General features: G+C 69.1%; 22 protein-coding genes and 2 pseudogenes. 8 read left to right on the top strand and 16 right to left on the bottom strand.

Features of this window, described 5'->3' with window-relative positions; translation table 11 throughout:
- The 8 genes and pseudogenes from AC0T5L_RS09335 to AC0T5L_RS09300 form a co-directional block, all read right to left on the bottom strand.
- A partial coding sequence (locus AC0T5L_RS09335) for a hypothetical protein (RefSeq protein WP_476164986.1) occupies positions 1–389 on the bottom strand: 389 nt, incomplete at its 3' end.
- A gap of 161 nt (positions 390–550) precedes the next feature.
- Positions 551–1,372, bottom strand: coding sequence for a peptidoglycan recognition protein family protein (locus tag AC0T5L_RS09330; RefSeq protein ID WP_476164985.1), 822 nt, complete (start codon positions 1,370–1,372; stop codon positions 551–553).
- A 303-nt stretch (positions 1,373–1,675) separates the two neighbouring features.
- The gene (gene galE, locus AC0T5L_RS09325; RefSeq protein ID WP_476164984.1) at positions 1,676–2,686 is read right to left on the bottom strand and encodes a UDP-glucose 4-epimerase GalE; all 1,011 of its coding nucleotides are present in this window, start codon (positions 2,684–2,686) and stop codon (positions 1,676–1,678) included.
- Positions 2,687–3,081: 395 nt separating this feature from the next.
- On the bottom strand, positions 3,082–4,749 hold the full coding sequence (locus tag AC0T5L_RS09320) for a glycosyl hydrolase family 28-related protein (protein ID WP_476164983.1): 1,668 nt from the start codon (positions 4,747–4,749) through the stop codon (positions 3,082–3,084).
- Complete coding sequence (locus tag AC0T5L_RS09315) at positions 4,749–5,915, bottom strand: hypothetical protein (RefSeq protein WP_476164982.1); 1,167 nt, start codon at positions 5,913–5,915, stop codon at positions 4,749–4,751. Before AC0T5L_RS09315 ends, AC0T5L_RS09320 begins: the two co-directional genes overlap by 1 nt.
- Before the next feature lies 1 nt (position 5,916).
- Positions 5,917–6,903: a hypothetical protein gene (locus AC0T5L_RS09310; RefSeq protein WP_476165003.1), complete on the bottom strand. Its 987-nt coding sequence runs from the start codon at positions 6,901–6,903 to the stop codon at positions 5,917–5,919.
- 213 nt (positions 6,904–7,116) lie between these two features.
- Positions 7,117–7,194 (bottom strand): annotated as a pseudogene (locus AC0T5L_RS09305) (hypothetical protein); the annotation flags it as partial.
- Positions 7,195–7,246: 52 nt separating this feature from the next.
- Positions 7,247–7,807, bottom strand: a complete 561-nt coding sequence (locus tag AC0T5L_RS09300) for a hypothetical protein (protein ID WP_476164981.1) — start codon at positions 7,805–7,807, stop codon at positions 7,247–7,249.
- Between the two features lie 448 nt (positions 7,808–8,255).
- Here AC0T5L_RS09300 and AC0T5L_RS09295 point away from each other — a divergent pair, with 448 nt between their 5' ends.
- Positions 8,256–8,627, top strand: coding sequence for a hypothetical protein (locus AC0T5L_RS09295; RefSeq protein ID WP_476164980.1), 372 nt, complete (start codon positions 8,256–8,258; stop codon positions 8,625–8,627).
- Positions 8,628–8,645: 18 nt separating this feature from the next.
- Here the strand turns inward: AC0T5L_RS09295 and AC0T5L_RS09290 are convergent, their stop codons facing one another.
- The gene (locus tag AC0T5L_RS09290) at positions 8,646–10,226 is read right to left on the bottom strand and encodes a phosphodiester glycosidase family protein (RefSeq protein ID WP_476164979.1); all 1,581 of its coding nucleotides are present in this window, start codon (positions 10,224–10,226) and stop codon (positions 8,646–8,648) included.
- Positions 10,227–10,539: 313 nt separating this feature from the next.
- Here AC0T5L_RS09290 and AC0T5L_RS09285 point away from each other — a divergent pair.
- The 4 genes and pseudogenes from AC0T5L_RS09285 to AC0T5L_RS09270 form a co-directional block, all read left to right on the top strand.
- Positions 10,540–10,782 (top strand): annotated as a pseudogene (locus tag AC0T5L_RS09285) (nitrate reductase); the annotation flags it as partial.
- Positions 10,707–10,907, top strand: coding sequence for a hypothetical protein (locus AC0T5L_RS09280; protein ID WP_476165005.1), 201 nt, complete (start codon positions 10,707–10,709; stop codon positions 10,905–10,907). The pseudogene AC0T5L_RS09285 and the gene AC0T5L_RS09280, both read left to right, overlap by 76 nt.
- Positions 10,908–11,104: 197 nt before the next feature.
- Complete coding sequence (locus tag AC0T5L_RS09275; RefSeq protein ID WP_476164978.1) at positions 11,105–13,177, top strand: acyltransferase family protein; 2,073 nt, start codon at positions 11,105–11,107, stop codon at positions 13,175–13,177.
- A gap of 451 nt (positions 13,178–13,628) precedes the next feature.
- A complete protein-coding gene (locus AC0T5L_RS09270) occupies positions 13,629–15,110 on the top strand; it encodes a stealth family protein (RefSeq protein WP_476164977.1) in 1,482 nt (493 codons plus the stop codon).
- Here the strand turns inward: AC0T5L_RS09270 and AC0T5L_RS09265 are convergent.
- The 3 genes from AC0T5L_RS09265 to AC0T5L_RS09255 all read right to left on the bottom strand — a co-directional run bounded on the left by AC0T5L_RS09265 (position 15,077) and on the right by AC0T5L_RS09255 (position 16,970).
- The gene (locus AC0T5L_RS09265; protein ID WP_476164976.1) at positions 15,077–15,235 is read right to left on the bottom strand and encodes a hypothetical protein; all 159 of its coding nucleotides are present in this window, start codon (positions 15,233–15,235) and stop codon (positions 15,077–15,079) included. The two genes, AC0T5L_RS09270 and AC0T5L_RS09265, sit on opposite strands and share 34 nt — an antisense overlap.
- A gap of 187 nt (positions 15,236–15,422) precedes the next feature.
- On the bottom strand, positions 15,423–16,187 hold the full coding sequence (locus AC0T5L_RS09260; RefSeq protein ID WP_476164975.1) for a crotonase/enoyl-CoA hydratase family protein: 765 nt from the start codon (positions 16,185–16,187) through the stop codon (positions 15,423–15,425).
- A 9-nt stretch (positions 16,188–16,196) separates the two neighbouring features.
- Complete coding sequence (locus AC0T5L_RS09255; protein WP_476164974.1) at positions 16,197–16,970, bottom strand: SDR family NAD(P)-dependent oxidoreductase; 774 nt, start codon at positions 16,968–16,970, stop codon at positions 16,197–16,199.
- Between the two features lie 157 nt (positions 16,971–17,127).
- Here AC0T5L_RS09255 and AC0T5L_RS09250 point away from each other — a divergent pair, with 157 nt between their 5' ends.
- Positions 17,128–17,763, top strand: a complete 636-nt coding sequence (locus AC0T5L_RS09250) for a Uma2 family endonuclease (protein ID WP_476165002.1) — start codon at positions 17,128–17,130, stop codon at positions 17,761–17,763.
- A 1-nt stretch (position 17,764) separates the two neighbouring features.
- Here AC0T5L_RS09250 and AC0T5L_RS09245 read toward each other — a convergent pair whose 3' ends face one another.
- The 4 genes from AC0T5L_RS09245 to rplM form a co-directional block, all read right to left on the bottom strand.
- The gene (locus tag AC0T5L_RS09245; protein ID WP_476164973.1) at positions 17,765–18,793 is read right to left on the bottom strand and encodes an ROK family glucokinase; all 1,029 of its coding nucleotides are present in this window, start codon (positions 18,791–18,793) and stop codon (positions 17,765–17,767) included.
- Positions 18,794–18,906: 113 nt separating this feature from the next.
- Positions 18,907–20,244, bottom strand: coding sequence for a phosphoglucosamine mutase (gene glmM / locus AC0T5L_RS09240; protein ID WP_476164972.1), 1,338 nt, complete (start codon positions 20,242–20,244; stop codon positions 18,907–18,909).
- 170 nt (positions 20,245–20,414) lie between these two features.
- Positions 20,415–20,924 (bottom strand): 30S ribosomal protein S9, encoded by a 510-nt coding sequence (rpsI, locus tag AC0T5L_RS09235; RefSeq protein ID WP_476164971.1) that lies wholly within the window; start codon positions 20,922–20,924, stop codon positions 20,415–20,417.
- Between the two features lie 37 nt (positions 20,925–20,961).
- The gene (gene rplM, locus AC0T5L_RS09230; protein ID WP_476164970.1) at positions 20,962–21,411 is read right to left on the bottom strand and encodes a 50S ribosomal protein L13; all 450 of its coding nucleotides are present in this window, start codon (positions 21,409–21,411) and stop codon (positions 20,962–20,964) included.
- 1,337 nt (positions 21,412–22,748) lie between these two features.
- Here rplM and AC0T5L_RS09225 point away from each other — a divergent pair.
- Positions 22,749–23,699: a hypothetical protein gene (locus AC0T5L_RS09225; RefSeq protein WP_476165001.1), complete on the top strand. Its 951-nt coding sequence runs from the start codon at positions 22,749–22,751 to the stop codon at positions 23,697–23,699.
- 344 nt (positions 23,700–24,043) lie between these two features.
- A complete protein-coding gene (locus tag AC0T5L_RS09220; RefSeq protein WP_476164969.1) occupies positions 24,044–24,664 on the top strand; it encodes a TetR/AcrR family transcriptional regulator in 621 nt (206 codons plus the stop codon).
- The last annotated feature ends 127 nt before the right edge of the window (positions 24,665–24,791 follow it).

The following is a 24,791-nucleotide window of genomic DNA, read 5'->3' as shown; positions in this document are numbered from 1 at the left end:
TGGATCACCAGCACCACGAAAGCGGCATGAGGCTCAGGAACCTCCCGATCAAAACCCGCCACAACCCCCTCCACCTGGCGAACGGAGATGATGGCGGCGTCGCCCGCGTGTTCGAGCAGAGCGGCGTGTGCCAGGTGGGCGAGCGCCTTGGCGTCGTCACGGTCGTCGGCCCAGGCCGAGACCCGGAGCAGTGCTCGCTGGACGATCGGGTAGTTCCCCGTCGTCTCCTCACAGCGCACCGTCAGCTTCGGGGGGTCACCAGGCGCGTGGTCCGGGAAGGACTCGGTCATGACCGGCGTACCGGCCCACGCCGCGGGAAAGTCGGGAACCCTGGAGCGCAGATGGTCGGCGACCAGGTCCTCGATGTCGGAAAAGGGTTGAACGATCATGGCCCGGGGTTCTTCTCCTCTGTCTGTGGAACGGGGTCCGGAAAGCACGGAAGCCCGACCGCGGCCGGGCTTCTCCTCTGTCCGCCCCCGAGTTCCGGGGCGTTGTCGGAACGGTTCGTCCATACCCTCCGGGTCTGTGGAACCTTTCCGACGAAAGGGGTTCAGAACTGCTTCTCGTTGATGGCGGCCTGTAGGAGGCGGGTGGTCTCGGAGGACACGGCGGTGGTCGTCGACACGATTCCGGCGGAGTCGTAACCGACGACGCTCGGCCAGACACCGTCCACGGTCGCCCGCACGTGGCGCTGCACCGCACGCACGGTCTTGGGTCCGAGGAACCCGTCGGCCGCGGCGCCGGTGCGGCGCTGCATCGCGCGCACGGTCACCGGCCCCCAGATACCGTCGTCCGTGACACCGAGCTCGCGCTGGGTGGCCCGCAGGGTCAGTGGCCCGAGGAGACCGTCCTCGTCCAGCCGACCGGACGCGGGAGGCCGCCCCGGCGCAGCGCCCCCTCCGCCGGAGGCGGGCATACCGGCCCGCACCCACGCGCGCAGGTCGGCTCCGGGGCACGATGTGCTGTTACCCGACAGGCCGCCGTGGTAGGTCCTGGCCAGGGTCCTGCCGGCCTTCCGGCACGCCTCGTCGTACAGAGCCCGGATCGCGGTCTTGGCGGCGGGTGTGGCGTCGCCGTCGGAGCCGATGAAGCACACCCCGATGTGGGAGGTGTTGTGCGGAGCGGCGTGCGCGCCGACGGTCAGCCAGCCACGCCCCTCGTAAACGGTCCCAGACCGGTCGACCAGGAAGTTGTAGCCGATGTCGGACCAGCCCCGGCCGTCCATGTGGAAGTCCTGGATCTGGCGCGGGGTCTGGGTCGGCGGCCCCGCCGAGTAGTGCACCGTGAAACCGATGCGCTGCGACCAGCTGGTGAGGCTCCGGGACTTCGGGGAGCGAGCGTCCCACCCGGAGCGGCTGACAATGGTGAGCATGGGGAACTCTCCTTAGGCATGACGAAAAGCCGGTCACGAGGACCGGTGAAAAGGGTTAAAGGGGTGAAACCGCGAGCGGAACGCTCCAGCGGCGGAGAACCGGGCGCATATCCCGGAAACAGAAAAACCCGGCGGGATCCGGGTTTGGGCACAGAAGTCGTGCTGCGTTAAATAGTGCCACACCAGCGCCTGCCGACACAACCCCATGTGGGAGGTAAGCATGAAACAGATGCGTCAAAGCAGGTCAGAAAGGGTGTCACGGCAAAAGGGGCTGGGGTGGCCCCCAGCCCCGGACCCTCCGGGTCAGCGGTAGCCGTCGGGGTTGGCCGACTGCCAGCGCCAGGCGTCGGCGCACGCCTGGGCCACCGTGTGCTCGGCCCGCCAGCCCAGCTCGCGGTTGGCCTGCCCCGGGTCGGCGAAGCAGGTGGCGATGTCCCCGTCGCGGCGCGGTCCCACCCGGAAGGGGATGGGGTGCCCGCACGCCTGCTCGAAGGCACGGACCGCTTCGAGGACCGAGGTCCCCTGCCCGGCCCCCAGGTTGAAGGTCTTCAGCCCCTTCTGGGACTCCAGGTGGTCGAGCGCCGCGACGTGTCCCCGCGCCAGGTCCACCACGTGCAGGTAGTCCCGGACCCCGGTCCCGTCAGGGGTGTCGTAGTCGTCGCCGAAGACCGTGAGTTCGGACAGCCGCCCCGCGGCGACCTTGGAGATATAGGGGAAGAGGTTGTTGGGGATGTCGTTGGGGTCCTCCCCGATCAGCCCGCTGGCGTGGGCTCCCACGGGGTTGAAGTACCGCAGCACGGTGATCCGCCAGTCGGGGGAGCTTGCGGCCACATCCTCCAGGATCCGTTCCCCGAACAGCTTGGTCGCGCCGTAGGGGTTGGTCACCCGCAGTGCGCTGCCCTCGGGGATGGGCACCGTGTCCGGGTCGCCGTAGACCGTGGCCGAGGAGCTGAAGACCAGGTCGCGTACCCCCACCCAGTCCATCACCTCGGCGAGGGTGAGCAGGGCGTCCAGATTGTTGCGGTAGTAGCGCAGCGGTCGGCTCACGGACTCACCGACCGCCTTGAGTCCGGCGAAGTGCACGACGGCGTCGATGCCGTGATCCACCAGAAGGCGCTCGACGACATCATGCTCCGTGCAGTCGCCCTCCACGAACGGGATCTGCGCGCCGGTGATCTTCTCGACCCGGCGCACGGCCTCCATGCTGCTGTTGACCAGGTTGTCCAGGACGACCACCTGGTGTCCACGCCCGACCAGCTCGACAGCTGTGTGGGAGCCGATGTACCCGGCCCCACCGGTCAACAGAATCCGCACGACCCTTGTCTCCTTCTGTGTCGTGGGGCCGCGCTGTCGGGTGCGGCCCCTCCCGTCCTTCGGAACCGTCCGGTTCGGTTCAGAGCAGCTTGCCGAAGACCTGCTCCACGACCCGGGCCGCGGAGGCGGCAGCGCGCTGGCGTGGTCCGCCACATCGGGGGACATGAGGGCGAGAGGGGAGACGAGCCAGGGTCCGAACTCGCCGATCGCGGAACCAGGCCCACCGACAAGCCAAGACAAGTTGCACAAAGGCACCTTCGAGGTTAGCCCATACCTCCGAGGCACCCGGCATCACGGCGTATCGGCCTGCGCGGGTAGCCACGCGGGCCATGGGTGGACGGCTCCGCGTGCTCCGGGGGGAACACGGAGCCGTCCTGCCGTGTCCTGTGTGTCCGTCAGACCAGGTCGCCGGGGTCGGTGACCTGGCCGGACGAGGCGTCCTCCATACCGCCGGAATCACGCAGGTCGTTGCCGTAGCGACGGACCCCGACGCAGGTGTCGGTGATGGACAGGCCCTCGGCACCGCTGACCACACGGTTTCCGGTGAAGGCGAACCCGTCGGTTCCCGTACTGACCCGGACCCCGTAGTTTCCGGCGCCCGAGATCTGGTTGTCCCCGGCCCGGAGCCGCGTACCGCCCTGGACGTGCAGGCCGTTGTGGCCGATCCCGCTCAGGGAGTTGCCGGAGACCACCGTGTCCTCGCAGGAGACCAGGTACAGGCCCGTGCCCCCGGTGCCGGTGAGGGTGTTGGAGGCGATGGACGCTCCCGCCGAGGCGTCGACGCGGACCGCCGAGGTGGTGGTGCCGGTCAACACGTTGGCCGTGCACACCAGCCCCCGCACCCGTCGCCCCCGGATGCCGTAGGAGTCGCTGCCGTTGACGGTGTTACCGGTGATGGCGACGTTGTCGATCCATCCACCGTTGGGGTACCCGTCCAGCCGGATCGCCGCGTGTGATCCGCTGCCGGTGAAGGTGTTCCGCTGACCACCACGTCCGAGACGGGCTGGGAGCGGCCGGTCGGGTCGCCCCAGCCGGGAGGCCGGGTGTCGTTGTCCTTGGTGTCGATGATCGCGACCACCGCGACGCCGCCCGAACAGCCCGAGAAGGTGTTGCCGTGGACCGTCAGCCGGTCCCACGCGTAGGCGTGCACCCCCTCCCGTGAACAGTCCTCGAAGTGGCAACCCAGGACGCGCACACCGCTGTGGCCGCGTTCCAGGGTGGCCGCGTGCGAGCCGATCCCCCGCGGCCAGGGGCCGGTGGCCCCGGAACCGGTGAAGGAGCAGCCCACGACCGTCACATCGGTGCAGGGAGTGTCGTCGTAGGGACCGAACTCTCCGAAGTAGGAGCTGGACTTGGCCAGGTCCAGCTGGATCGCCTCGGTGTAGGAGCGCGTGCCCCGCGGGTCGGCGACCCCCCGTGAAGCGGACGTCCGCCACCCTCACCCCGCGGACCGCGTTGAACTCGATCGCGTGGTACCCGGGAACGTCGCGGACCACCGTGTCACGCACGGTGACGCCGGTGGCGTGGCCGAAGGACAGGATGTTGTTGTACCCGGGCACCGCGACCCCGTTGCCGTCCCACACGCCCCCCTCCACCAGGATGTTCCCGTGCCCGGTGTACCCGGGCAGGTTCTGGCCGGGACCACCGTTGGTCAGCAGGGTGCGCTCCCCGTCCCGGCGCACGACGGCGTTCGGCGCCAGGGCCAGGCGGGTGTCGCGGTAGATCCGCAGCGGCGGGTTGCGCACCGAGTACGTACCGCCCGGTACGTACACCGTCCCGCCGCCGGTGTCGCGTGCGTGGGACAGTGCGGTTTGGAGTGCGGCCGTGTCGTCGGTGCTCCCGTCACCGGCGGCACCGAAGGAGCGCACGTCGTACACCCCGGTGAGCACGGCCTCCGAGGGCATGTAGTGCGCGGGCAGCCTGCCCTCCTCGTCGAGTCTGGCCAGACCGCCGGGCCGGGTCAGGGGCCCGCGTCTTTGCGAGGAGGTGTAGGTGGACCTGACCTGGCGGCGCAGGGCCGCCCACTCGCCGGCCAGGTCGGGGGGATAGCTGGGAAGCGGCATCAGATTTCGTCCTCCGTTCCGGGGGCGGTCTCGACGGGCTCCTCGAAGACCAGCGTCGCGGTGTCCTGGCCCTGTCCCCGGATCGCCGGGGTGACCTCCATACCGATCACCCGCCAACTGTGCGAGAACGAGGGGCGCCCGTTGACCAGCGGGAACCAGTCGTTGACCAGGGTGAGCCGGGCCCTGTCACCCAGCCGGTCGGGGGTGAAGGTGGTCTGTCCGTCCAGGCGTACGCTCACCTGCGGAAAGCGGACGGCGCCCGAGGAGCGGCCCGCCCACCAGCGGGCGTAACCGTCCAGGGTGTCGCGGTCGGTGCTCCCGGGCACGTCGACGGTCCGGTCCAGCAGCGGCCAGCCCGTGTCGGTGAACCGGGGGGCGGACCAGACGCGGGACAGCACCGGTTCGGACTCCTCCTCCGGATCGGTCTCGGGGGCATCTCCCCGGACCTGCCAGGAGGTGGCCGCGTCGGTGGCGTCGGCCGGATAGGTCCACCCCAGCACGTTGCCCGGCTGGGTGAAGACGTGCTCGGCCCGGCCACGCCCCAGCTTCGGGGCGACCACGAACTCCCGGACGCGACGGCCATCGCGGACCGCCGTACGGACCATCCACTCCGGTCCCTGCTCGTGCGAGGACAGGTCCTCCAGTGCCTCGCCGTAGGTGAGTGCCTCCGAGGCCGTATAAGCGGCGTCGCGGACCACCCCCGACGTGCGGGAGTCGGCGTTGGCCAACCCGATGGGCCGCGACGACTCCATGTCCTGGACGAGGGTGCGGGCGATCCGCAGTTGGTCGGTCCCGCTGAAACGCAGGTCGGCGCGGATCTCCCTGTGGTGGAGGTAGCTCTCCAGGGAGGCGCCGGCCAGGTCGACGGTGACCCGGCCGCGGTCGTCGCTCTTGGGACCTGCCGACCAGAGCAGGTAGGTGCCCCAGATCCGGTCGCCGCGCCAGACGTGCACGACGGTGCGGCCCGGGCCGGTGGTCAGGTCGCCGTCGTGCCGACCGGTGACCCGGGCGACCCTGTCGGCGACCGCCGGACTGGTGATCGGGACCGAGCCGCTGAACGCCCCCGCCTGGCAGATCCTCCGGTCGAACCGCACCCCGGTGAGGTCGAGTTCGGCGATGGGCCGGTCGGTGACCAGGTCGCAGAACTGGTAGCGGTAGAAGGGCACGTCACACCTCCTGGACCGCGAGCCAGCTCACGTGGGTGCCGGTGGTGTTGCCCCGCCCCAGCACGATCGTGAAGCCGGAGGACGAGGGGTCGGTGTAGGTGACGTCCAGGGTGATTCCTGGTCCCAGAGAGTGAGAGGTCAGCAGGATACGGGGGGTACGGGAGAACATGCCCTCGGGAAGGTCCACCCTCGCCGAGCCCCGGTAGTAGTCCCGGGAGTAGAAGCTGCTCTCGACCAGCTCGTCCGGTTCGATCCTGACCGACCCAGCGGTCATCCTCGGCACCCCGCGCGGCTCGTACCGGCCGTCCAGCGCGGCGTCGGCCGCGGGCCCGGCGACCGGGCGCCAGTCGCCCGCGTCACGGATGTACAGGTCCCGCGTGGTGGTGACGTGCACCAGCGCGCCCTCCCGGACACCGCTCATCCGGTTGCGCGCCGCCATGCTCGGGACACTGACGACACCGCCGGCGGAGGCCGTGTAGTCGCGCAGGTCCCGGATGTTGCCGGGCAGGGACGTCCCCGGTTCGGCGGGCCAGCTGATCCCGTCGCTGCCGGTGTTCGCGCCCTGTTCGACGACGACCTCGAACAGGGGCAGGTAGGTCTCGTCCTCCTCGGGGTCGACCACCCGGACCTCGGCCCGCACCTGCTCGGAGTCGTCGTAGAGGTCGTCCTTGACCACGACGCCGATGACGTCGGTGCGGTTTCCGGCGGTGGGACCGTCATCCAGAAGCACGTCGACGTCCTCGGTGCTGACCACGAGGTAGGTGCCCTGGAACGGGGACGAGCGGCCGGTCACGGCCGCGGCGAAGGGCCGGACGGTCGCCGTCATCCCGGAACCGCCCAGGTCGGCGGCGCCGGGTGCGTACATCAGACCGCCGCGTCTGTGCAGCGGCCAGGGATCGTCTGCCGGACCGAGCAGGGAGCCGATGAGCAGCCGGTGGTCCTCGGCCGAGGTCTGCCCGGAGCGAAGGGCGAGGGAGCGAATGGACATGGTTCTCCTCCAGAGGGGGTGTTCGCGGGTGTACTGGTCACAGGTACGCGTCGTTCCAGCGGACCGAGGCGGCCGCGCCGTGCGCGGAGGTCTCGGGGCGGAAGTGGACCGGGTTGGGGCCCGGTTCGAGGGTCCAGTGCTCGGGGGGGGTACCGAGGCCGTACTCAGGGTGTGGAAGCCGTCGTTGCTGTTGACGGTGACCGTGCCGCGTTCACAGTCCACGACGAGGGTGTCGGTCAGCCCCAGGGACAGAGTGAACTCCAGGGTCCGTCCGGTGCTCCGGTTGAGCACGCGGGGCCGTGAGCACGGCCCCGTGATCTCGATGACGGGGTTGGTCGCGGTGTCACCGCCGTTGGTGAGTACCGCCGACCCCCCCGCGGCCGGGCTCCCCGTAGTCGAGCGGGTACTCCAGCGGGTAGTCCAGGCCGTCGTCGGAACGCACGGGCGCGGTGACCACGACGGACCCGGTCCGTCCGAAACGGCGGGGATCGGGGCAGGTCCACTGCACGACGACGGTGGGACGGGCCGCCTGGTAGCCGGGTCCTCCCGGAATGGACCTGGCGCTGACCTGGCCGTACGCGGTGAGGGTCTGGCCGCCGACCCGGATCGTGAGCGGGTCCTGGCGCGCGTCCGGTGGCAGGGTCAGGGCCCGGCGCAGCGGAGCGAGCGCGGTCTCCACCTCCCCCAGGCTCGGCGGGCTGGTCATGACCCCGGTCGCGGTGACGGTCCGATGCCCCGCCAGGGCCCGGCCGGGCCAGGCACCGTGCCGGGAAGGGCGTTCGACGTTGCCGATCTCCACGTCGGGGAGGTCGTCCCATCCCTGCAAGTCGACCAGGGCGAAGTCGCGCCCGTCGAACAACATGCGCTCACGCCAGCGAATCTGGCCTTCGGTGAGTTCGCTCATCACATTCCTCTCGATCGCATCAGGAACATCAGCCGCTCGCCGACGTCGTTGGCGGACATGCGTTCCGTCGCCTCGAAATGCTCGACGCGCACGGAAACGGCGCTGGACATGGCTCACCTCTTCTGCTCTGTAGACACGGGTGAGGAGCCCTGCGACCAGGAGAGGCGAGGAGGGGACGACGCCGGGTGGCCTCCGGCGGAGCCGGTGATGACGGACCGGCGCCGAACGCGGACGCGGGGCCCTGTGGGACGACGGAGGTATCCATGAACGCGGTGCGGCGGCGTCGGGGTGACAGGGCCCCAGAAACACGAAAACCCGGCGCGGGGCCGGGTCGAAGCACACATGTGGTGCTGCGGGAGAGCGTGCCAGATGCCGGGGCGGCGCACAACCGCTCATGAGGACGTGTCAGTGTTGGCGCACGTCAGCGGCACCAGAAAAGACCGGTTCCGTGAGTGTCACGGAACCGGTCCTGGCCGGCTCTCACATCACGGTCCCCACTTCCCGCTCGGACTGGCGTGCCCTCTCCCAGGAGGCGGAAAGGGAAGTAGGTTTCCGGGAATTCCTGCATCGTCGGCTTCTGTTCAGGCATGGAGCCGACGTCGTTGGCACAGAAGAAGTCGCACGATATGTCCCGTTGCAGAGCTACGAACTGCTTGTCCGCCTTCTCCCCGGCTATGTCGAGGTAGCGGTAGCTGTACTTGCCGGGCACCACTGGCCGGTGAGCATGGCGTGGTGGTGGGCTATGGCGATAGCAGCGATGCCGCTGGCGGAGCGGGAGCGCGTGGTGCGGGCGAAGTTCTCGGAGAACCTGGGCGACTGACCGCGTCGGGGCGGGCCCTCACCCGGTATGCACGACGATGGCATCCCCGACCGCCCGCTCGCCCTGGGCGGATACGCCGACGAGCACGGGTTCGCCATCGAGCACCATGCTGACCGACCCTCCTCCGTCCAGGGCCACCGCCTCCACCGCACCGAGGTCCCGGATGAGTTCGGCGACTTCGTCCAAGCCGAAACCATCGCTCTCCTCCGGATTCCTTCCCGAAGCGCCAAGCAGGAGCAGACGGCCGTCACCATCCACTCCGATGGCCATGCGCGGGTTGGCCCTCAGTGCCCACTCATAGGCGAACCGGGGGTCATGGGGGTGGATCAGACCGTTGGCCTCGGCGTCGATGCTCACCTCTCCACCACTCAGCAGCCGCGGACCGGCGTTGACGATACTCGTGGTCCCCCCGACCGGCAGTTCCCGGCCGTCGGCACCGAGGACCCGGGTGCCGACGTCGAAGCGCGCGCCGACCCGGCCATGCTCTTCCAACCACAGGGCCGCCTCGCCCCTGCCCTGGAGCGTGTACCCCTCCGGCGGAACCTCGGCACCCGGGGGGCCGAGCGAGACAATCACGCCCGTGGCGTCCACCACCGCCTCGGTTCCGTCCGTCTCGGGGGTGGAACCACCGAAGGCATCCGTGAACAGCACGAGCTCGGAGTCCAGCAGGCAGGTCACGTCATGCAGAGGGACAGGGGCCGGCCGATCGGGGTCGATACAGTTGCGCCGGATACCGGGCACACGATTGACCCCATCCGCCTCTTGGGCCGCCCCTCCCATGGAGACCGTGACTTGTGTGGACATCTCCACGAAGGAAGGGGACAGGCCGTCCCCCTCCAGCACCACCGCGGTCCTGCCGTTGGTCGCCTCGCTCTCGAGCCTTCCGTCGTAGACGCCGACTCCGGCTGGCGTCCCGGGCACGCCGTCCTCCTCGTTCATGACGAAGTAGCCCCCGTTGACTGCGAGAAGGGCCCCCTCCTCACGCGCCATCTCCGAGACCGTACTCGCGGAGTCGATCTCGCTCCCGTACGTGGCGCGCGCATGTCCGTCGAACGCGGCCGGATCTATAACAGCCAGGGCGACGCTCGTCCGGTGGTAGTTCCCGTAGGGCTCAGCGCCTGCCCATTCCACCGACGGATACCAGCCCTCGGCATCGAGCGCCTCGGCACGGGCATCAGCTCCGGACCTGGTCGAATAGCGCTTCTCCAAGAGGACCTTCCATCCGAGCACCTGTCCCGACCGGGCGAAGACCTCAGGCCAGAGGATCTCGGTCACCGCCGCGGGACTCCCCCGCTCGGTGAGCTTGGATGCGGTTTCGTCCGCCTCGGTACGCGATCGGAACCAGTCCTGCCCGGCGGTCACCGACACGGACCAACTGGGCTGTTCTCCACCGACGACCTCCCCCTCGTAGAGAAGGAAACCTGGCGCGGCCTCCCGGACGGCCCAGTCCTCGGACAGGCCGTGGGCCACCTCCGCCGGGTCGCCGGGTGCCACCTTGGCTTCCAGTGGGGCCGAGACCACGCCCTGGCCCGTGCAGGCGGTAGCCGTGAGAATCAGCGCGAGGAACCCGGCCGCGGACCTTCCGCGGGGATGGGGCACAGGACCTCCCTACGAGGCGAACGAAGATGTGGGGGAGCCGGCCGGCCAACGGGGCACACGTTCCGGGCCGTGGACGACGAACAGGGTCCCACGCGAGTATGACGGAAGGAAGGACGGCAAGGATACGAGCGAAGAAACCGGTAAGGCGGCCGACCGCACCGCAGCTCGGTCGCGTCCCCGTATGACATGCGAAGATATCCGGCGGCCCGGACCGGATACGGACTTTTCCACACCTTCCCCCGGGTTTCACTCCGATGGGGTCCGATGCCGTGCCCCGCCCCTTCCCGTCCGTCCCACCGAAACCAGGTGACCTGTGACCCAAGCTCCACCGTCCCCGGAACCCGACGTCATCACCCACCCCGACGGACGGGTCTCCCTGGCCGAAGGCACCTCCCTGCCCGAAAGCCCCTTCGTCAACCCCGACCTCCAACCGGTCCCGATATCCAAACGCACCTGGGGCAGTGGCAGCTTCAGCGCCCTGTGGGTGAGCATGTCGGTCAGCATCCCGGCCTGGACCCTGGCCAGCGGACTGATCTTCCCCTGGCGCCGCTGGCGGACTACGGCTGGGTCGTGGGACTGCTCACCGGCCTGCTGCTGCACTGGGGCCTGGGGGCGCTCTTCCCCGACCGGCGCGCCGCGGACGCCGCTGAGGCCCGGCGAAGGAGAGCGAGGACGATATGAGCACCCCTGAAGGTGTGACGGTCAACACTGTTGTATGAGCGTTGTCAAGGGGCAGGGCCCAGATCAGCATAGCTTCTACACCAAAAGGACAACGAGGCCCCGATCAGGCATAGGGCAGTGTGCGCTGGAGGCCACAATGAGGAGGCTCGGGCAATCAGCCCGGCCTTCGCCCTTCCAATGTTGCTCTGACCAGGTGTATGTCTGTGCCCATCCCCGTGCCCGCGCTTCGCACGCCCGAACGCTCACCGAAACCTCCAGTAGCGGTGCGGCACTCGGCAAAAAGCAGTTATCGGCCTGAGATCGAGGGGCTGCGTGCGGTCGCTGTCCTTCTGGTGGCCGTTTACCACATCTGGTTCGGTACCGTTTCCGGTGGCGTGGACGTGTTCCTCGTACTGACCGGTTTCTTCACCATCGGTTCACTCATACGGACCGTCGAGCGGCGGGGATACGTCAGCCCCGCCGACTTCCTGATCCGTCTGGCCAAGCGCCTACTCCCCACCGCGGCCGTCGTCATGGCGGGTGTACTGGTGGCCACGATCCTGTTCTTCTCCAGGGCGCGCTGGCCGGATGTCGCCGCGGACACCATCGCCTCGGCCCTGTACTTCCAGAACTGGAACCTGGCACTCCACTCCGTCGACTACCTCTCTCAGGACGATGCGGCCAGCCCTCTCCAGCACTTCTGGTCCCTGGCGATCCAGGGCCAGTCCTACCTCCTGTGGCTGATCCTGGTCATGGCTTCCGCCGCTGTCGTACGCCGCTGCTCGCTGTCGCTGCGTACCGCGGTGCTGTTCTGCTGCACCACCGTGTTCGCGGCGTCTTTCGCGTACTCCCTGTATGCGACCTCCAACAACACCGAGTGGGCCTACTTCGACACCGGAACTCGGCTGTGGGAACTGGCGCTGGGAGGCGTCCTCGCCATCGTCCTCCCACACATCAAGGAACTCCCCCGGCGGCTGAGGATCCTGATGGGCTGGCTGGGTTTGGTGGCCCTGGCCCTGTGCGGACTCCTGGTACCCGTCGGCGTTCACTTCCCGGGGTTCATCTCCCTGTGGCCTGTTCTTGCTGCCATCCTGGTCATTCTGGCCGGGAACACGGGCAGCCGTATGGGAGTGGACCGGTTGCTCACCTGGACTCCGCTGGTCCGGCTGGGCGGCATGGCCTACTCCCTGTACCTGTGGCACTGGCCGATCCTCACCTTCTACCTGGAGGTCACGGACAGGGTCAGGCCGAGTCTGACCGGAGGGGCCTACGTCCTGGCGCTCTCCCTCGTGCTGGCATGGGCTACCACACACGTCGTCGAAGGCGGCGTCACCCGTATCACCACGCGTTTTCCGAAGCGGCGCGTGTCCTTGGCGCTGGCTGCCACGTTCCTGGTACCGGTACTGGTGGCGACGCTGGGATGGCAGCAGTACCTGGACCGCCAGGCGGAGCTGCTCCGCTCACACAGCCAGGACACGAGCCTCTACCCCGGCGCAGCGGTCATCAGCAACCCTGCTCTTGCCGAGGGCCTCCCCCAGCTTCCGCTCTTCCCTCAGCCCCAGAACGCCCGCGAGTCCACGGTCGCCGAAACCGATGACTGCAATGTGGGTATGCAGGGAAGCGAACCGATCATCTGCGATTTCGGCCCCGAGGACGCGGATCGCACGATCGCGCTCGTCGGGAGCTCCCACGCCCGGCACTGGTTCCAGGCACTTGAGGAGATCTCGCGCGAACACGAGTGGCGTCTGGTCACCATTCTCAAGAGCGGCTGCCGGTTCAGCACGACGGAACAGGTACACGAGGGTGAGCCCTTCACCAGCTGCACCGAGTGGAACAACGCCGCCTATGAGCGGATCGCCGACGAGCGTCCCGACCTCGTGTTCACGACGGCGACCCGCAGCGATCCCGGCGGGGAGGGAGCGGAGGAACTGCCTGACGGATACCGCGAACGGTGGCAGCAGCTCGACGAATTGGGTGTGCGTGTGGTTGCCCTGAGGGACACTCCCCGCTTGAGTTTCGACGCCACTGAGTGCGTAGACGTCAATAGGCGTAGCAGCTGCACCACCGAAGCCGCCTATTCCCTGGCCGAGGTGCCGCCCTTCGAAGCCGTCGAGGACGAGCACCCGAACGTGCGCTTCATCGACATGACCGACGTTCTCTGCCCTTCAGGGTCCTGCCCCGCGGTGTTCGGCAACATCCTCGCCTACCACGACTCCAACCACCTGACCGCGGCCTTCTCCCGCTCGCTGGCCCCCGTACTGGAGCCCTTGCTCTTGGAGGCGATCGAGTAGCACGCCCACCCGTCGGTCCGCGCCGGAGAACAGACCCGGATCGACGGTCGCAGGGCTTTCATGGTGTTTCGCTCGCAGTGCCTGATAACACACATTTTTTACATCTTGGCTAACGTAAGGTGTCCTTGCGCCCCTGGGACAGAGCCGGGCATCCCACCTTTTGTCGGGACAGCCCCCTGCCCGCGCGAGAACCCACGCAAGCCAAGGCCGCAGCAGGCCCCCGTGCGTCCCGAAAGCCTAGGAAGAGTAGCCAATGGCAGATCTGAGCAGATTCTCCCAACGAGTCAAGGCTTACACGAAACGACGCCTCCCCCCACCGGTCAAGACGGGGCTTCTGCGTGCCACGGCCGAGAAACACCTGCGGAACCGGCCCAGTCTCAAGGTCTCGACCTTCCAGCAGAGCTCTGTTCTCGCCCGGCGTTGGGAAGGCACGTTCTCTGTCGACGCCTTGGTGGCCGCACAGGTGGAAGCGTTCACCGAGCTACTCAAGGCCAACGGGGTGGACTACTTCATCTCTCGCTCGAACCACCCCTACCACCACTCGATCGGGGTGGACGTCGGCTGGCGCAGCAAGATCCTGGGGATTCTCCGGTCGTCCTACTGTGACCGTGGCTTCTACATCAGGCAGGGTGCGGGCTATACCCTGCTCACGGAAAGCCTTCTGCTGAAGCACCTCGACTCCGACGTCCTGCGCCTGGGCGAGTACGTGGTCGGCGATACAGGTCCGGTGGTCACGGGCCCCGCGCACGGCTTCAGCATCGAGTTCTGGCGAGAGGGAGCCAACTTGCTGGACTCCTCGGAGTACAGCAAGCAGAAGCTCGAGGACCTTCGGGTCGTCACCCCCGAGGACGTCCTGCGTGAGTCCCTCGTCGGCCCCCAGCCCAACCCGGTGTGCGAGGTCCTGCCACCGGAAGCCCGTAAAGGCACCACCGTCACCATCGGCGGTAGCACTCACCCGACGCTGGAGGCGTTCACCTGGGACCTGGCCACAGAGGTCAGCTTCCCCATCGATGCCGTCTATACCTGGGTGAACGGCGACGACGAGGAATGGGCCGTCAAACGCAACAAGTACCTGGGCGACAGCGACCGACTGAACCCCGACTCCGCGTCGAAGGCGCGCTACACCAGCCGGGACGAACTGCGCTACTCACTGCGCTCCCTGGAGATGTTCGCCCCCTTCATCCGCAACGTCTACATCGTGACCGACGGCCAGCATCCCGAGTGGCTGCACCTGGACCACCCCCGCGTACGTGTGGTGGACCACAAGGAGATCTTCAGCGACACCTCTATACTGCCCGTCTTCAACTCCCACGCCATCGAGTCCCAACTGCACCACATCGAGGGCCTGGCCGAGCACTACCTCTACCTCAACGACGACGTCTTCTTCGGACGCCCGGTCGCACCCACGAAGTTCTTCTACCCGAACGGGATCGCCAAGCTCAACCCCTCGACCTACCGCTTCGGCCTGGGCTCCGCCGACGTCGAGGACCAGCCCGTGGACGCCGCCGCCAAGCAGAACAGCGTGCTGATCAGGGAGCGCTTCGGCAAGGTGCCCACCACCAAGTTCAAACACACCCCCATCGCGCAGCGGCGCTCTGTCCTACAGGAGATGGAGGAGGCCTACCCGGAGGCCTTCGCTCAGACCGCCGCCTCCCGCTTCCGCCACCCCGAGGACCACTCGATCCCGTCGTCCCTGCACAACTACTACGCGATGCTGAGCGGGCAGGCGGTGTTCGGGAACCTGAGATACACCTACCTGAACCTGGCCAACCTCACCGCAGTGCAGGAACGCACCCGCGAACTCCTGGCCAACCGCAACTACGACTCCTTCTGTGTCAACGACACCACCCCAACGGAGGACGACACCAGCGCCAGGCACGTCGACCGCTTCCTGAATGACTACTTCCCCTTCAAGAGCAGCTTTGAGAAGTAGGCGGGCACGGCCCGGAAGAAGCCGTCCTCCGGCGGCAAGTCGGGGACACCGACACCGAACTCGCCGTCCTCATCGTAGAAGTGCTCATCGCCCTCCGTGCAGGGCTCTTCGCCGTCGATCCGCACTCACGCACCCGCCCAGCTGCTCGTTTGCGCTCCAGCAGCCGAAGAGGCCTTCGCCCTACGCGAAATTGACACACCGCCAGAAACAGGGAAAAACCCTACGTCGGTCAGATAACGGCAAAGCCAACGAGAGCGGCGGCCGCCCCCGCTCGGGGGACGGCCGCCGCTCTCGTTAGGCGGGGTGGGGGCTCTACTCGCCCTTCCACACGGGGGCGCGCTTCTCGGCGAAGGCCGCCGCGCCCTCCATCGCGTCCTGGCTGACGAACACCGGGCCCGTCAGCTCGTTCTGCCTCTCCCACATCTCCTCGGTGGACCAGTCGTCCGAGGCGGTGATGACCTCCTTGGACACCCGCACCGCCAGTGGGCCGTTGGCGGTGATCCGCGCGGCCAGCTCCTTGGCACCCTCCAGGGCGCCGCCGCTGGCGGTGACGTGGTTGACCAGCCCGAGCTCGGCCAGGCGCGGGGCATCGACGAAGCCGCCGGTCAGGGCGAACTCCATGGCGATGTTGCGCGGGATGCGGTGCTGGAGGCGCAGCAGACCGCCCGCTCCGGCGACCAGGCCGCGCTTGGCCTCGGGGATGCCGAACTTGGCCTCCTCGGACGCCACGACCAGGTCGCAGGCCAGCACGGCCTCGAACCCGCCCGCGAGGGCGTAGCCCTCCACGGCGGCGATCAGCGGCTTCTTCGGCCCGCGCTCGGCGAAACCGCCGAACCCGCGCCCCTCCACGGTCGGGACCTCGCCCTTCATGAAGGCCTTGAGGTCCATCCCGGCGCAGAAGGTGCCGCCCGCGCCGGTGATGATGCCGACTCTCAGGTCCTTGCGCGAGTCCAGGTCGTCCAGAGCCTCGGCGACCTGGGCGGCGACCGCGGCGTTGACCGCGTTCCTGGCCTCGGGCCTGTTGATGGTGATGACGGCCACGCCGTCCTCGGCAGTGTAGAGAACATCGTCGGACACAGTGTCCCCTTACTTCGGCGGCATGCGCAGCGCGCCGTCGATGCGGACGACCTCGCCGTTGACGTAGCTGATCTCCAGCAGGGAGCGGGCCAGTCTGCCGAACTCCTCGGCGGTGCCCAGGCGCTTGGGGAAGGGTACCGGCGCGGCCAGGCGCTTCTTGAACTCTTCGGCGCCCTCGCCCTCCCCGTAGATGGGGGTCTCCAGGATGCCGGGAGCGATGGTGTTGACCGAGATGCCGGCGGCCGCGAGGTCGCGGGCGGCCGGAAGGGTCATACCGATGACGCCGCCCTTGGAGGAGGAGTAGGCGATCTGGCCGATCTGGCCCTCGATGCCCGCCAGCGAGGCGGTGTTGACGATCGCGCCGCGCTCACCGTCCTCGTTGAGCGGCTCGGTCTTGCCGATCTCGGCCGCGGCCAGGCGCAGCACGTTGAAGGTACCGATGAGGTTGACCTGGATGACCTTCTGGTAGCTGTCCAGGTCGTGCGGGTTGCCGTGCTTGTCGACGGTACGGGTCGCCCAGCCGATGCCGGCGCAGGAGACCGCCACGCGGAAGGGCTTGCCGGTGTCGGCGGCGGCCTGGACCGCGGCCTTGACCTGGTCCTCCTGGGAGACGTCGGTGCTGACGAAGACACCGCCGATCTCCTTGGCGACGGCCTCGCCGCGCTCGGCGTTGAGGTCGGCGATGACGACGGTCGCACCCGCGGAGGCGAGTTCCTTGGCGGTGGCCTCACCCAGGCCACTCGCGCCGCCCGAGACGAGGGCGGAGATTCCGTTCAGATCCATGGGCCGAACTCTACAGAGGATGGAAGCCACAGACTAGAACCGGGTTCGGTTAATTGCGGGTAGCCCTGTACGACCAGGCAGTCTCACCCGGGGTTGGGAAGGTTCCGGGAAACCACCGCACACCGTCGTCACGGAGCGCTACGGTTCTGTCATGGCGATGGCCAGCACATTAGAGTGGGTTCAGGAATCGACTTTGGAGGTTTCGGTGACTGCTGAGCCCCTTCCCGACTGGTTCATGCCCCCGCCCGGCGGCTGGACCGCTGACGACATGGACGACCTCCCCCCGGGAGCGCCCCGGATGGAGCTCATAGACGGAGCGCTCATCGTGATGTCCCCCCAAACCCGGTTTCATTCTCGGGTGATGGGAAACCTCGCCCACGTCCTCCGCGGAGCATCACCCCCCGGCGTCACAGCTGATCTGGAGATGACCGTCAAACTCGGAAAACGACAGCGCCCGGAACCTGACGTCCTCGTGTACAGGGAACCGAAGGATCCGTATGAGGCGAACAACCGCACCTGTTACTCCCCTGACGAGGTACTTCTCGCGGTGGAGATCGTGTCCGAGGAATCCGAGGATCGGGACCGTACGACGAAGCCGGACAAGTACGCCCAGGCAGGCATCCCCCACTTCTGGCGGATCGAGAGGGAGAAGGGCGAACCCGTCGTCCGCGTGTACGAGCTCGACGGAGCGAAGCTGCCCCGCTACGTCCCCGTCACCATCGCCAGGGAACGGCTCAAGCTCGATGTGCCCTTCCCCATCGACATCGACGTGAAGGCACTGCCCCGCCGGTAGGTCACCGTCTCCCGAAACGTCCCAGGCGGCGCTGACGGCGTCTTTGGCGCCACCGGGGCAGCGCCTCCCGAGCCAGGTCACCGGCGCCGATCAGACCCGCCTCGTTGCCCAGGGCGGCCGCGACCAGCCGGGCCTCCGGCCGGTACCCCCGGCCGGTCAGGTTCCGTTCGAAGGCCGCCCGGGCGGGTTCCAGCAGCAGCTCACCCACCTCCGACACGCCGCCGCCGATGATGAACAGCTCCGGGTCGAACGCGGCGGCCAGGTTGGCCAGGCCCGTCCCGAGCCACTCCCCCGCGTCGCACATCAGCTCCACGCACGCCCGGTCGCCCTTGCGCGCCAGCTCGCTGACCAGCGGACCCGTGATCCGCCGCGCGTCGCCGCCCACCGCCTGGTGCAGTGCTCCCGCCACGGGCGACTCCGAGACCACCAGTTCGCGCGCCTCCCGGGTCAGCGCGTTCCCGCTGGCGTACTGCTCCCAGCACCCCCGGTTGCCGCACTCGCACCGGTGGCCGCCCGGCACCACCGTCATGTGCCCGAACTCCCCGGCCAGCCCGTACCGGCCACGGCGCAGCCGTCCGTCCAGCACGACCGCGCCGCCGATGCCCGTTCCCAGGTTCACCACCACGACGTTGTCCACGCCCTGGCCCGCCCCGGCGCGCACCTCGGCCCAGGCGGAGGCGTTCGCGTCGTTCTCCACCACCACCGGCAGCCCCAGCCTCAACGACAGCGCGTCGCGCAGCGGCTCCTTGCGCCAGGACAGGTGCGGGGCGAACAAGACGTTCGCCCGCCGCTCGTCGACGAACCCGGCGGCTCCCACACCCACGGCGCGCACCCGGAACTCCCGGCGCAGATCATCCACCGTCGAGACGATCGTGTCCTCCACGACCGCCGGGCTCTTGCTGCGCCCGGGGGTCTCCGTCCGCAGCCGCGCCAGGACGCGCCCGCCGGGCGTCACCACACCGGCGGCCACCTTCGTGCCGCCGATGTCCACGCCGATCGTCAGTGCGTGCCCGTACCGCGTGTCCGCCATCGTGACCAACTCCACCGACCCTTCAAGGACCCGCGGCCCCGCGGGCCAGCCACACACGAGAACGCGCACCCGGACGGCTCCGTGCCCGGGTGCGCGGAGAGGAGAGCGGTCCCCTAGCCCAGCGCGGAGCGCACCACGGAGGCCAGGCGCTCGGCCACCGCGGTGGCCTGCTCCTGGTCCGGCGCCTCGACCATGACCCTGACCTTGGGCTCGGTACCGCTGGGCCGGATCAGCACCCGGCCGGTCTCACCCAGCTCCTCCTCGGCCTCACGCACGGCCGCCGCGAGCTCCTCGGACTCCTTGGCCCGGTCCCTGTCCACGTCCGGCACGTTGATGAGGATCTGCGGCAGACGGGTCATCGCCTTGGCCAGTTCGGCCAGCCCCTGCTGGCGGTGGGCCATCGCGGCCAGCAGGTGCAGGCCGGTCAGCACACCGTCGCCGGTGGTGGCGTGGTCCAGCAGGATCACGTGCCCGGACTGCTCGCCGCCGAGGCCGAACCCGCCGCGCTTCATCTCCTCCAGCACGTACCGGTCGCCCACCGCGGTCTCCACCACGGTGATGCCCGCACGCCCCATCGCCAGTTTCAGGCCCAGGTTGGACATGACCGTCACCACGAGGGTGTCGTCGGCGAGCCTTCCGGCCTCCTTGGCCTCGGTGGCCAGGATCGCCAGGATCTGGTCGCCGTCCACGACGCGGCCCTCGGCGTCCACGGCCAGGCAGCGGTCGGCGTCGCCGTCGTTGGCGATACCGGCGTCCGCGCCGTGCAGCCGCACCGCCTCCTGGAGTGCCTCCAGGTGGGTGGAGCCGCAGCCCTCGTTGATGTTGTGCCCGTCGGGCCGGTCGCCGATCGCGACGACCTCGGCGCCCGCGCGGCGCAGCGCCTCGGGAGCGACCAGGGCTGAGGCACCGTTGGCGCAGTCCACCACGACCTTGAGGCCCCTGAGGCCGTGCGGCATCGAGGCGGTCACGTGCTCGACGTAGCGCTCGGCGCCGTCGTGGGCGTCGATGACACGGCCGACACCGTCACCCACGGCGGGGGTGGAGGGCACGCCGAGCATGCCCTCGATCTCCTCCTCCAGGGCGTCCGCCAGCTTCTGGCCGCCCCGCGCGAAGAACTTGATGCCGTTGTCGGGAGCCGGGTTGTGGCTGGCGGAGAGCATCACGCCGAAGTCGGCGTCCAGGTCTCCGGTGAGGTATGCCACGGCCGGGGTGGGCAGCACTCCGACACGCACCACGTCGACGCCGGTGCTGGCCAGCCCGGCGACCACGGCGGCCTCCAGGAACTCACCGGAGGCACGCGGGTCGCGTCCGACGACGGCCCTGGGACGGGTCCCGTCACCACCGCGGGTCAGAACGCGCGCCGCCGCGATGGACAGCTCCAGCGCGAGAGCGGCGGTCAGGTCCTGACCGGCGACACCGCGTACACCATCTGTTCCGAACAGCCGAGCCACAGGCGGACAGCCCCTTTCGAAGACGGCGCCGAGCCGCGGCGCCGATGAAGTTCAACGAAGTTCAACGTGGCCCACAAGCCACCGGGAAAACAAAGAGCCCGCACGCCGTCCCTACAACGGGAACGACGTACGGGCCGAAGCTCAGCCGAGCAGGTGTCGGCGCATGAGCATTAACGCTTGGAGAACTGGGGAGCCTTGCGCGCCTTCTTGAGACCAGCCTTCTTCCGCTCCACCTCACGGGAGTCACGGGTCAGGAAGCCGGCCTTCTTGAGGGTCGGGCGGTTGTTCTCCGGGTCCAGGGAGGCCAGCGCGCGGGCGATGCCGTGGCGCAGGGCTCCGGCCTGGCCGCTGGGGCCGCCGCCGTCCAGACGGGCGAAGACGTCATAGGCGTCCTCGAAACCGAGGGAGACGAACGGCTCCTTGATGGTCTGCTGGTGGACCTTGTCCGGGAAGCAGTCCTCGAGCGGCTTGCCGTTGACCTTCCACTCACCCGCACCAGGGGCGATACGGACTCGGGCGACGGCCTTCTTGCGGCGACCGGTGCCCGCGCTGGGTCCGGAAGCGGTGGGGACGTAGGCGGCGACGTTCTCGTCGGACTCGCTGGTGTACTCGGAGGGGAACTCCTCCGGGTTGTCAACGTACTCCTGCTCGACGTCTTCGATGCCAGTGGGCTCGACCACGGTTCTCCTCGTGCTCTCTGTAAAAGTCTGCGAACGCCTAGGCGGGCTGCTCGATCTTGCTGATTTCGAACGGGACCGGCTGCTGGGCCTGGTGCGGGTGCTCCGGGCCGGCGTACACCTTGAGCTTCTTGGCCATCTGGCGGCCGAGGGAGCCATTGGGCAGCATGCCCTTGATGGCCTTCTCGATGGCCCGCTCGGGGTTCTTCTCCAGCAGGTCAGCGTAAGCGACGGAGCGCAGACCACCCGGGTAGCCGGAGTGCCGGTAGGCGCGCTTCTGCTCCAGCTTCTTGCCGGTCAGGGCGACCTTGTCGGCGTTCACGACGATCACGAAGTCGCCGGTGTCGATGTGGGGCGCGTAGTACGGCTTGTGCTTGCCCCGAAGCAGCGTGGCAACCTGGCTCGCCATACGCCCGAGCACGAGATCGGTAGCGTCGACAACGTGCCACTGACGCTGGACATCGTTTGGTTTGGGGCTGTATGTGCGCACGATCGTTTGCCTTCGCTCTTCAGTCGGCTGCCCCATCCCGTACCGGGAAGGGGGACTCGTATACACACCCGCGGTTGCGGGGTGTTTGGCCGGATGTCCCGTGCCATGCCACACAGGACTCTCCGAATGGTGAGTGCGCAGACGATGGTGCGTGGATCGGCGCCCGACTTCGGGTGGTTCGGGGCCCACGGCAACTCAACGCACAACGACGGAATATCCTACCTGGCCACCACAGCGCAGGTCAAAGCCAGCGGCGGGGCGGACCGGCAGGACCGCGCTCGGCGGTTTACAGCGCAAGCACGGGGTCACATCCGTGACCTCTCCGTCTTTTATTATGCCCGTTGCCGGGAGTGCTTCGTCCTTCTTCCGTCCCCGCGTTGGTTACGCTTGCACCGAAAGGCTGGTCTGTGCCCGCGAGGACGGGCGCCGACGCGAATCATGGAGACGCCCGTCACGGTCACCGACACCCGGGAACCCAGCACGGACGCCACAGCGCGGACCAGGCCACGGACCCGGTGCGCCGAGGTCCAGTCCCACCCCCAGAGCCTTCGGAGACTCCCATCAGTACCCATCCGAACCAGCCGCAGTATGGCCCCGACGGGCGGCCCGTCGGGCCGGAGGCCGGTGACGGCCAGGACCTACTCGGGTCAGCGCCCTCCCACCCTGAGGGTCAGCATCCCACATCGGGACCGCAGCAGACGCACAACGCGCCCGTGCCCGGCCAGCCTCCCTTGTCACAACAGCACTTCCCACCCCATGCGCCACCCGGCGGGCCACAGATGCCCCAGGCGCCACAAGCACCCCAGGCGCCACCGCGTCCCCCGGGCGGACCGGGCGGACCGGGCGGACCGGGCTTCCCCAGCGGCCCTCAGCAGGGCTTCCCCGGCGGGCAGGAAGGCCAGAGCGGCCCACAGGCACCGCCGCACGCGCCCAGCGGCCCACAGGCGCCGCCGCCTCCGGGCGCGCCCGGCTTCCCCGGTGCGCCGACCGGCCAGCCCCCGTACGGCGCTCCCACCGGCGGACAGTTCCCGCCCCGGCAGACGCCATCGGGGGAGAACCCCGCGCCGCAGGCCCCCTCAGGCGGCTTCTCCGGGCCGCAGCCGCCACCGGGAGGCCGCCCTCCGGGCATGGGGCCCCAGACGCCAGGCGGTCCCCACATGCCTCCGGGACAGCCCGGGCAGGCCCTTCCGCCCGGTGCCCCTCCCCAGGGCAGGAACGCCCCTCCCGGCGCTCCCCCGCCGCCGGGCCCGCAGGGCCCTCCCGGCATGCCTCAGGGCCAGCAGGGCCCCGGCCAGCCGCCGCACGGCGCCCCCGGATCGCGCCCCGGAACCCCGGGGATGCCGCCCGGCGCGCCCCCGACCGCCCAGCAGGCCTACCAGGCACCGCCTCCCGGTCCCACTCAGGCCCCCCGGGACGAGCCCGCCTTCCCCGCGGACGCCATGGGCGCGACGCAGCACATCAACGCCGTCCCCGCCGCGCCCGCCGACAAGAACGAGCGCCCGTTGTTCCGGGACGAGGTCCCCGACGACGCCGGCGTCGACACCGCGCAGTTCGACGTCCAGGCGGTCAACGACTACGACGACTATGACAACTACGACGGTTACGACGACTACGAGTACGGCAACGACACGAGCCCGCGTGCCGGGAACCGTCGCGTCCTGCTGATCGCCGGGTTCGTCGTGCTGCTGGTCATCGCGGGCGGAAGCACGTTCTTCCTCGCCAGCGGTACGGGGTTCGGCGGAGGCGTGAGCGCCGCGACCGTGGCGGACGAGGCCGACGACCCGGGTGCGCTCGACGCGGAGTCCCTCTTCCCCGCGACCGTGGACATCGAGGACGAGGGCACGTTCACCCGCGTGGCCGTGGAGGGCACCGAGGACTGCGCAGCGGGTACCCACGGCGACTACGGACAGGTACTCACCGACAACGGCTGCCGTCAGATGGTGCGCGCCTCCTACCTCAGCGAGGACGAGGCCCACGCGGTGACCATCGGTGTCACGGCCATGCCCACCGACGACGACGCGGCCACCGCACTGGACGCCCAGGACCTCGTGGGCGCGCAGTGGTTCTCCGGGCTCCCCGGCGAGGAGGGCAGCCCCGCCGAACGCCTCGGCTACTCGGGCGGCCACGGCAGCAGCGCCCAGTGGGGTCGCTACCTGCTCTTCTCCCTCTCGGCCAACAGCGACGGCACCGAGGAGGGCGGGGAGAGCGAGTCCGCCACCGAGCTGCGCTCCATCGGCGAGGGCTTCCTCGGCCAGGCCCACACCTACCTCAGCGAGGACCGCGGCTGACCCGGTCGAACAACGCGACGGGCACCCGGCGGCCCGAACCGCTCCCCGGAAGCCGGACTGGGAAATCCAGTTCCCTCCGCCGGGGAGCAGCCGCACGTATCCCGCGGGTTCACTGCCCGGGCAGCAACGTCGGGCCGTCGTTCTCCCCGGTCCGGATGCGCGGGGTGCGCGGGCCGGCGCCGACATCGGCCGACGGTGTGTCGCCCACAAGATGACCGCCTTCCCCGTCGGAGGCGTGATGGCCCGTACCCGCGGCGGTCTGGCATGATGGCTATCCGGATCGCTGCTCCGCGCCAATATATGGAACATCGCTCCGCTTGTCAGGTCAGAAGGAGGCGTCTCGAATGACGACAGCCGATACGCCGCCACCCGCCAAGGGTGGCCGGCCCAAGCGGTCCGACGCCCGGCGCAACCAGCAGACGATCCTGGACGCCGCCGCCGTCGTGTTCGTCCGTGCGGGGGTCGACGCCCCCGTGCGGGACGTCGCCGCCGAAGCGGGCGTCGGCATGGGCACCATCTACCGGCACTTCCCCACCCGGGCCGACCTGGTGGTCGCGGTCTTCCGGCACCAGCTCGACGCGCTCGCCACCGCCGCGGCCACTGCCCCGGCAGCCGACGAAACACCGTACGAGGCATTGCGGTCATGGGTTCACCGGTTCGCCGATTTCCTGGTCACCAAGCACGGCCTGGCCGAGGCGATGCGCTCAGACCAGGCCGGGTTCGAGAGCCTGCACGCCGAGTTCGTCGACCGCCTGCTGCCCGTGCTCGACCAGCTGCTGAAAGCATCCGCCGCCGCCGGACGCACACGCTCGGACATAGGGGCCTACGACCTGATGCTCGGTATCGGCAACCTGTGCATCGGGGTCGAGGCCTACCCCGACTACCACGCCCGCCGCATGATCGACCTGCTCCTCGCGGGCCTTGCGCAGGGCGCCCCGGCACCGGCGGGAAGCGAACCCGAATAGCGCCAGCGGACGCTGGCGTTCGGCCGAAGAGCCAGGTGGCGGTCCAACGGTCGCTCCAACCCGCCTCACGGCTCAGGAGCCGCGGCGAAGCGGCCGGCCGGGTGCCCCTCTGCGTACGGGGGCGCAG

Source organism: Nocardiopsis sp. TRM 82005, assembly GCF_056312425.1.
This window is presented reverse-complemented; position numbering and strand designations above follow the sequence as displayed.

Coding starts and splice junctions, on each gene's coding strand:
- AC0T5L_RS09330 (WP_476164985.1), bottom strand. CDS start 1,372: ATGCTCACCATTGTCAGCCGCTCCGGGTGGGACGCTCGCTCCCCGAAG.
- AC0T5L_RS09320 (WP_476164983.1), bottom strand. CDS start 4,749: ATGCCGCTTCCCAGCTATCCCCCCGACCTGGCCGGCGAGTGGGCGGCC.
- AC0T5L_RS09310 (WP_476165003.1), bottom strand. CDS start 6,903: ATGTCCATTCGCTCCCTCGCCCTTCGCTCCGGGCAGACCTCGGCCGAG.
- AC0T5L_RS09300 (WP_476164981.1), bottom strand. CDS start 7,807: ATGAGCGAACTCACCGAAGGCCAGATTCGCTGGCGTGAGCGCATGTTG.
- AC0T5L_RS09275 (WP_476164978.1), top strand. CDS start 11,105: ATGTCTGTGCCCATCCCCGTGCCCGCGCTTCGCACGCCCGAACGCTCA.
- AC0T5L_RS09255 (WP_476164974.1), bottom strand. CDS start 16,970: ATGGATCTGAACGGAATCTCCGCCCTCGTCTCGGGCGGCGCGAGTGGC.
- AC0T5L_RS09250 (WP_476165002.1), top strand. CDS start 17,128: ATGGCCAGCACATTAGAGTGGGTTCAGGAATCGACTTTGGAGGTTTCG.
- AC0T5L_RS09245 (WP_476164973.1), bottom strand. CDS start 18,793: ATGGCGGACACGCGGTACGGGCACGCACTGACGATCGGCGTGGACATC.
- AC0T5L_RS09225 (WP_476165001.1), top strand. CDS start 22,749: ATGCCGCCCGGCGCGCCCCCGACCGCCCAGCAGGCCTACCAGGCACCG.
- AC0T5L_RS09220 (WP_476164969.1), top strand. CDS start 24,044: ATGACGACAGCCGATACGCCGCCACCCGCCAAGGGTGGCCGGCCCAAG.